This window comes from Mameliella sp. AT18, assembly GCF_028807275.1.
In the GTDB taxonomy this organism is placed as follows: Bacteria; Pseudomonadota; Alphaproteobacteria; order Rhodobacterales; family Rhodobacteraceae; genus Antarctobacter; species Antarctobacter albus.
This window is the reverse complement of sequence record NZ_JARAMO010000209.1, coordinates 21,020-27,792: the sequence shown is the minus strand read 5'-3', so window position 1 is coordinate 27,792 and position 6,773 is coordinate 21,020. Positions and strand designations below refer to the sequence as shown.

The 6,773-nt window shown below is 67.7% G+C and carries 6 protein-coding genes; 4 read left to right on the top strand and 2 right to left on the bottom strand.

The window, feature by feature from the left end:
• Nucleotides 1-87: 87 nt before the first annotated feature.
• On the bottom strand, nucleotides 88-1,422 hold the full coding sequence (gene gltX, locus PVW46_RS18350) for a glutamate--tRNA ligase (protein WP_069211214.1): 1,335 nt from the start codon (nucleotides 1,420-1,422) through the stop codon (nucleotides 88-90).
• 159 nt (nucleotides 1,423-1,581) lie between these two features.
• Here gltX and PVW46_RS18345 point away from each other — a divergent pair, with 159 nt between their 5' ends.
• The 3 genes from PVW46_RS18345 to PVW46_RS18335 are packed head-to-tail and all read left to right on the top strand — an operon-like array spanning nucleotide 1,582 to nucleotide 3,436.
• Nucleotides 1,582-2,523, top strand: coding sequence for a 1-phosphofructokinase family hexose kinase (locus PVW46_RS18345; RefSeq protein WP_069211213.1), 942 nt, complete (start codon nucleotides 1,582-1,584; stop codon nucleotides 2,521-2,523).
• Nucleotides 2,523-3,056 (top strand): RNA 2',3'-cyclic phosphodiesterase, encoded by a 534-nt coding sequence (gene thpR / locus PVW46_RS18340; protein ID WP_083242477.1) that lies wholly within the window; start codon nucleotides 2,523-2,525, stop codon nucleotides 3,054-3,056. Before PVW46_RS18345 ends, thpR begins: the two co-directional genes overlap by 1 nt.
• Nucleotides 3,053-3,436 carry a metallopeptidase family protein gene (locus PVW46_RS18335; RefSeq protein WP_069211212.1) on the top strand — a complete coding sequence of 128 codons (384 nt, stop codon included), beginning with the start codon at nucleotides 3,053-3,055 and terminating at the stop codon, nucleotides 3,434-3,436. Before thpR ends, PVW46_RS18335 begins: the two co-directional genes overlap by 4 nt.
• A 6-nt stretch (nucleotides 3,437-3,442) precedes the next feature.
• Here the strand turns inward: PVW46_RS18335 and PVW46_RS18330 are convergent, their stop codons facing one another.
• Nucleotides 3,443-5,101, bottom strand: coding sequence for an NAD+ synthase (locus PVW46_RS18330; protein WP_043143010.1), 1,659 nt, complete (start codon nucleotides 5,099-5,101; stop codon nucleotides 3,443-3,445).
• A 142-nt stretch (nucleotides 5,102-5,243) separates the two neighbouring features.
• On the opposite strand from PVW46_RS18330, the gene PVW46_RS18325 reads away from it, so the two are divergent.
• Nucleotides 5,244-6,767 carry an MORN repeat-containing protein gene (locus PVW46_RS18325; protein ID WP_069211211.1) on the top strand — a complete coding sequence of 508 codons (1,524 nt, stop codon included), beginning with the start codon at nucleotides 5,244-5,246 and terminating at the stop codon, nucleotides 6,765-6,767.
• The last annotated feature ends 6 nt before the right edge of the window (nucleotides 6,768-6,773 follow it).

The window sequence follows — 6,773 nt, the reverse complement described above, 5'->3', positions numbered from 1 at the left end:
CTTCTTTGGTTTGAAAAATACCTCGGGGGGCGCCGAAGGCGCGGGGGCAGCGCCCCCTCCGACCGCGCAAACAGGCCCAGGCGGGGTTTACGCCCCGGCCTTGCCGCCTGGCTTGACCTGCATCAGCGGCATCACCTCGGCCATTTCCGGCCCGCGCTGCAGCCCGGTCACGGCTTTGCGCAGCGGCATGAACAGCTTCTTGCCCTTGCGCCCGGTGGCTTCCTTGACCGCCGTGGTCCAGGTGCCCCAGGTCTCCGCGTCATAGGGCGGCTCGCCCAGCATGGCCAAGGCCTCGGTCACAAAGTCCCGGTCTTCCTCGTCCACCAGCGGCTCTGCCCCGTCACGGAACAGCGCCCACCAGCCCGCCATCTCCTTGCGGGTGGTGATGTTCTCGCGCACCACGTTCCAGAAGGCCGCGGCCTTGTCGTCGGGCACGCCCAGCGCACGCACCTCGTCGGCCACCGCCTCCAGCTCCAGCCCGTGCAGCTTTTTCGCGGTTAGCGGATACAGGTCCTCGACGTCGAACTTGGTGGGTGCCGAGCCGAACTGTTCCAGCTCGAACCCCTCGGCGATCTCGTCCAGCGACAGGCGCAGCTCGACCGGCTGCGACGAGCCCAGCCGCGCCATCAGGCTCAGCAGCGCCTCGGGTTCCACGCCGTTCTCGCGCAGGTCGCGCAGGGCCAGCGTGCCCAGCCGTTTCGACAGCGATTCCCCCTGCGGCCCGGTCAACAGCGAGTGATGCGCAAAGGCCGGCGGCTCGCCGCCCAGCGCGCGGATCATCTGGATCTGCGTCGCGGTATTGGTGACGTGGTCATTGCCGCGCACCACGTGGGTGATGCCCATTTCCATGTCATCGACGACCGAGGCCAGCGTATAGAGGAACTGCCCGTCGGCACGGATCAGCACCGGGTCCGACACGCTTGCCGCGTCGATCGAGACCTCGCCCAGGATCCCGTCTTCCCAGGCAATGCGTTCGTGATCCAGCTTGAAGCGCCAGACACCATCGCCGCGCTCGGCCCGCAGCGCGGCCTTGTCCGCGTCCGACAGGTCCAGCGCTGCACGGTCGTAGACCGGCGGTTTGCCCATGTTCAGCTGCTTCTTGCGCTTGAGGTCCAGCTCGGTCGGCGTCTCGAAAGCCTCGTAGAACCGGCCCATGCCGCGCAGCTTCTCCGCCGCGGCCTCGTAACGGTCCAGCCGCTGCGACTGCCGTTCGATGCGGTCCCAGGTCAGGCCCAGCCATTCCAGGTCCTGCTTGATGGCGTCGACATATTCCTCTTTCGACCGCTCCGGGTCGGTGTCGTCGATGCGCAGCACGAACTCACCGCCGCTCTTGCGGGCGATCAGGTAGTTGAACAGCGCGGTGCGCAGGTTCCCGACATGGATATAGCCGGTGGGCGAGGGCGCAAAGCGGGTGACGGTCATGACGTGGCCTCCTGTCAGGGCGGCGTGTTTTCACAAGGCGCGGGATTTGTCCAGTTCCCGCGCATGTCACGGCGCGACGCGCGGTGATGCTGGCCCGCGTCCCGCCCCGATGCTAGGCAAGGGGCCCGTGGCCCCGATCGCCCCAAAGGAACCGCGCCCATGACAGAGATCCTCACCGTCACGCTGAACCCGGCGCTCGACCTCGCCACCTCCTGTCCCAGCGTCTCGCCGGGGCCGAAACTGCGCTGCGGGCCGGAAACGGCGGAACCGGGCGGCGGCGGTGTCAACGTGGCCCGCGCCGTGGTGCAGCTGGGCGGCCAGGCCCGCGCGCTGGTGGCTCTGGGCGGCGCCAACGGCGACGCGCTGGAACGGCTCTTGCAGGAACGCGACCTGGACCTGATCCGGCACGAGGCGCCGGGCCAGACCCGGCACAGCTTTTCCGTCACGGACGAGTCGACCGGGGCCCAGTACCGTTTCGTCCTCTCCGGCCCGGAATGGACCGAGGCCCAGCTTGACACCGTTCTGGACAGGCTCGCCGCCGAGGCCGGCGCGGGGGACTATATCGTGCTCTCGGGCAGCATGCCGCCGGGCTGTGCACCGGGCTGGATCACCCGCGCCTGTGACCGGCTCTCCGGGCGCCGCGTGGTCGTCGACACCTCGGGCGCGCATCTGCACCAACAGGCCACGGCCCCCGGCCCCGCGCCCTTTGTCCTGCGCATGGACAGCGCCGAGGCGCGCGACCTCTCGGGCCTCGGGCTGGAAACCCGCGCCGACAGCGCCGCCTTTGCCGAGGCCCTGCGGGCCCGCGGCGCCGCCGAAATCGTCATCATCGCACGCGGCAAGGACGGATCGGTCATGGCCACGGACAAGGGCCGCTGGCATGTCACGGCCGCGAACGAAACCGTCGTCAGCGCCATCGGCGCCGGCGACAGTTTCGTCGGCGGTTTCGTCAAGGCGCTGGCCGAAGGGCTGGACCACCCGGAGGCCCTGCGCCACGGCGCGGCAGCGGCGGCGGCGGCGGTCATATCCCCCGGCACCCAGCTGTGCCTGCCCGGGGATTTCGCCGACGCCCTGCCCCGCACAGACCTGATCGCGCTCTGATGCGGCTCTTCATCGCCCTTTCGCTGCCCGAAGAGGCCCGCGACGCGCTGGACGACCTGCAATCGCGGTTTCCCATCGGTCGCCCCACACCCTACGAAAACCTGCACCTGACGCTCGCCTTTCTGGGCGAACAGGACGAAGAAACAACAGAGGCGGTGCATGACGCGCTGCAGACCCTGCGGGCGCCCGCGCTAGACCTGACCCTGACCGGGGCATCGATCTTTGGCGGGCGCCACGGGCAGGCCGTCGCGCTCGAGGCCGATGGCAACGCCCCGCTGAATGAGTTGCGCGACCGCGTGCTGGCCCGGCTGCGCGGCGTCGGCGTCGCCCCCGAACGGCGCCGGTTCCGTCCACATGTCACGCTGGCCCGGCTCAGGGGCCAGGCCGATGCCTCGCCGCTCCTGGCCGTGCTGGCCAGCGCCAGCATCGGCCCCTTTGCCTGCAACAGCTTCAGCCTCTTTGCCTCGACCCTGCACCAGGACGGCGCCCTGCACGAGGAACTGGCCCGCTACCCGCTGAGCCCGCCCCGATGAGCGATACCCAGCATTTCTACGCGGTGGCCGAACGCACCATCGAGACGTTCCCCGAACCCTTCCTGGGCAGCGCCCGAGCGGTGGTCCTTCAGGTGGTCGACTGGCCGCCCCGGGACATCCTCGACGAGATGCAGATCGACGATCCCCGCGACCTGACCGGGCTTTATGACGGCATCCCCATGACGGAGAAAAGCTTTGCCGACCCGGCGCCCTTTCCCGACACGGTCTGGCTGTTCCGGGAACCGATCCTCGACGAATGGCGCGCGCGTGGCAATGTCGAGCTGGACGACCTGATCGCCCATGTCACCGTGCATGAATTTGCCCATCACTTCGGCTGGTCCGACGGTGACATCGCCGCTATAGACCGGTGGTGGGAATAGGCACCCTCAGTTCGGATCGCGCCAGCGGTTGACGATGGGATAACGCCGGTCCAGCCAGAACGCCCGTTTCGTCAGGCGCGCGCCGGGGGCGGACTGGAACCGCTTGTACTCGCTGATGTACAGCAGGTGCTCCACCTTCTTGGCGTCCTCGCGGGAATAGCCCGCCGCCACGCAATCGGCGATGGACCCGTCGTCATCCACGAGGATCTGCAGGATCGCGTCCAGCACCGGGTAATCGGGCAGCGAGTCGCTGTCCTTCTGGTCCTCGCGCAGCTCGGCACTCGGCGGCTTGGTGATGATCCGCTCGGGGATCACCTCGCCCTCGGGGCCCTTCATCCAGGGACGATGATGCGCGTTGCGCCAGCGGCATGTCTCAAACACCCGGGTTTTATACAGGTCCTTGATCGGGTTATAGCCGCCGGCCATGTCGCCGTAGATCGTGGCATAGCCCACCGCGACCTCGGACTTGTTGCCGGTGGTCAGCAGCATCTCGCCAAACTTGTTCGACAAGGCCATCAACAGCAGCCCGCGTAGCCGCGACTGGATGTTTTCCTCTGTCAGGTCCGGTTCCAGCCCCGCAAAAAGCGGCGCCAGCGCCTCTGTCACCGCGTCGCGCGGTCCCTTGATCGGCACGTAATCATAGCGGCAGCCCAGCGCCTTGGCGCAGGCCTCGGCATCCTCCAGCGAATGCGACGAGGTATATTCCGACGGCAGCATCACGCAGCGCACGTTGTCCGCGCCCAGCGCATCCACCGCAATCGCCGCCACCAGCGCCGAATCCACGCCCCCAGACAGGCCCAGCAGCACCTTGGCGAACCCGGCCTTGCGCAGGTAGTCGCGCACCGCCTCGACCATGACGCGGTAGTCCTGCTCCCAGTCGTCGGGATGCACCTCGAAGGGGCCGTCCTCGCAATGCCAGCCATCGGGGCCGCGCACCATGTCCACCGGCACCACGCATTCCTCGAAGACCGGCAGCTGGACTGCGATCCCGCCATGCGGGTTCAACACGAAGGACCCGCCGTCGAACACCTGGTCATCCTGCCCACCCACCATGTTGAGATAGATCAGCGGCAGGCCCGTCTCGACCACCCGCGCAACCATGTGGTTCAGCCGGGTCTCGTACTTGTTGCGGTAGTAGGGCGAGCCATTGGGCACCAGCAGGAACTCGGCCCCGGTCTCGGCCAGCGTCTCGGCCACGTCGGGGTGCCAGGCATCCTCGCAGATGGGCGAGCCGATGCGCGTGTTGCCCACAGCATAAGGCCCGCCGATGGGACCACTGTCGTAGATGCGGACCTCGTCGAACACCTTTTCGTTGGGCAGTTCGTGCTTCAGCACCCGCGTGACGACCTTGCCGCCATTGCAGATGAAATAGGCGTTGAACAGCTCTGTCCCCTCGACGTAGGGACCGCCGATGGCCAGCGCGGGACCGTCGGCGCACTCGGCGGCCAACTTGTCGACCGCCTGCATCGCCGCGATGTGAAAGGCCTTTTTCATCACCAGATCCTGCGCGTTGTACCCGGCAATGAACATTTCTGGCAGGGCCACCAGGTCGGCGCCCTGCGCGCGGCCCTCGTCCCAGGCCGCCTTTGCCTTTGCCGCGTTGCCCGCGAGGTCCCCCACCACGGGGTTCAGTTGTGCCAGTGTCACGCGAAACCGATCGCTCATCGCGCCGCCCTTTCCCAAGTCCTCCCGCCCACATAGCAGACCCACGCCTGAGGGGAAGTCACCCGGCACCCACCGTTGCCCTGCCCGCCCGGCTGACCTAGGTTTCCGAACGAAAAACCATCGCCAAGAGGCCCAAGACCGCATGACCCTGCCCCGCCCGTCGCCGATCCTCGCGCTTGCGCTACTGTCCCTGCCCCAGCTCGCGGCGGCGCAGGACATCCAGACCCGGACCTACAGCGACGGCAGCACCTACAGCGGGCAGTTGGTGGACGGGGTCCAGCACGGACAGGGCACCTACCGGATGCCCAGCGGTTATGAATACAGCGGCAACTGGGTCATGGGAGAGATCCAGGGCAAGGGCCGCGCCCGGTTTCCCAACGGCGCGATCTACGTCGGAGAGTTCAAGCGCGGCCGCCCGGACGGCACCGGCCGCATCGACTATCCCGACGGCGGCCACTACGAGGGCGCCTGGCTGAACGGCAAGATCACCGGCCAGGGCAAGGCACGCTATGCCAATGGCGTCACCTACGAAGGCAACTTCCTCGACGCCCAGCACCACGGGCGCGGCGTCATGCGTGGCGAAAACGGCTATGTCTATGACGGACAGTGGCAAAACGGCGCCAAGCACGGCCAGGCGCGGATCACCTATCCCGACACAGCCGTCTACGAAGGCCAGATCAGGAACGGAGAGCGCGACGGTTATGGCAGGATCACCATGCCCGACGGGCTGGTCTACGAAGGCGGCTGGGCCAAGGGCCAGATCAACGGCCAGGGCAAGCTGGTCCAGCCGAACGGCGACACCTACACCGGCGCGCTGGTAGACGGCAAACGCCAGGGCCGAGGCACGGTGAACTACGCCAACGGCGACATCTACATCGGCGAATTTCAGAACGACAAGCGCAACGGCCAGGGCACGTTCACGGGGACCGACGGCTATCGCTACGACGGTCAGTGGAAGGACGGCAGCATCGAGGGCAAGGGCCGCGTCACCTATCCCGATGGCGCCGTCTACGAGGGCCGGTTCCGCGGCGACCTGGCCAATGGCATCGGCAAGGTCACCTATACCGACGGCGCCACCTACGAGGGCCAGTGGCGCGACGGGGTGATCCACGGAGAGGGCAAGGCCGTCTATGCCGACGGACAGATCTACGAGGGCAGCTTTGCCGATGCGCGCAGCCACGGCTACGGGGTCATGACCTACCTGGACGGCTATCGCTACGAGGGCCAGTGGAAGGACGGGCAGCGCCACGGGCGCGGCAAGGCCACCTACCCGGACGGCACGATCTACGAAGGCGCCTATGCCGCGGGAAAACGCCACGGACACGGGCGGATCGTCATGTCCGACGGCTTCCAGTACCAGGGCGCCTGGGAAAACGGAGAGATCAACGGCCAGGGCATCGCCACCTACACCAGCGGCGACGCCTATTCCGGCCAGTTCCGCAACGGCAAGCGCCACGGACAGGGCCGCCTGCTCTATACCGACGGCACGGTGCGCGAAGGGATCTGGCGCAACGGCACGCTGGACGGCAACGCCGCCGGCCTGCCGCCGGAACCGGACCTGCCAGAGGGGCGCAACGTGACCGTGGGCGGCATCGCCGGCGCCCTGCCCACGAAACGGATCGCACCCGAGGAAGGCAGCAGCCTGTCGCTGGACGCCAGGCCCTGACCCAAT

Excerpts from the sequence above, each read along its gene's own strand:
- gltX (WP_069211214.1), bottom strand. The coding sequence starts at position 1,422 with ATGACCGTCACCCGCTTTGCGCCCTCGCCCACCGGCTATATCCATGTC.
- PVW46_RS18345 (WP_069211213.1), top strand. The coding sequence starts at position 1,582 with ATGACAGAGATCCTCACCGTCACGCTGAACCCGGCGCTCGACCTCGCC.
- thpR (WP_083242477.1), top strand. The coding sequence starts at position 2,523 with ATGCGGCTCTTCATCGCCCTTTCGCTGCCCGAAGAGGCCCGCGACGCG.
- PVW46_RS18335 (WP_069211212.1), top strand. The coding sequence starts at position 3,053 with ATGAGCGATACCCAGCATTTCTACGCGGTGGCCGAACGCACCATCGAG.
- PVW46_RS18330 (WP_043143010.1), bottom strand. The coding sequence starts at position 5,101 with ATGAGCGATCGGTTTCGCGTGACACTGGCACAACTGAACCCCGTGGTG.
- PVW46_RS18325 (WP_069211211.1), top strand. The coding sequence starts at position 5,244 with ATGACCCTGCCCCGCCCGTCGCCGATCCTCGCGCTTGCGCTACTGTCC.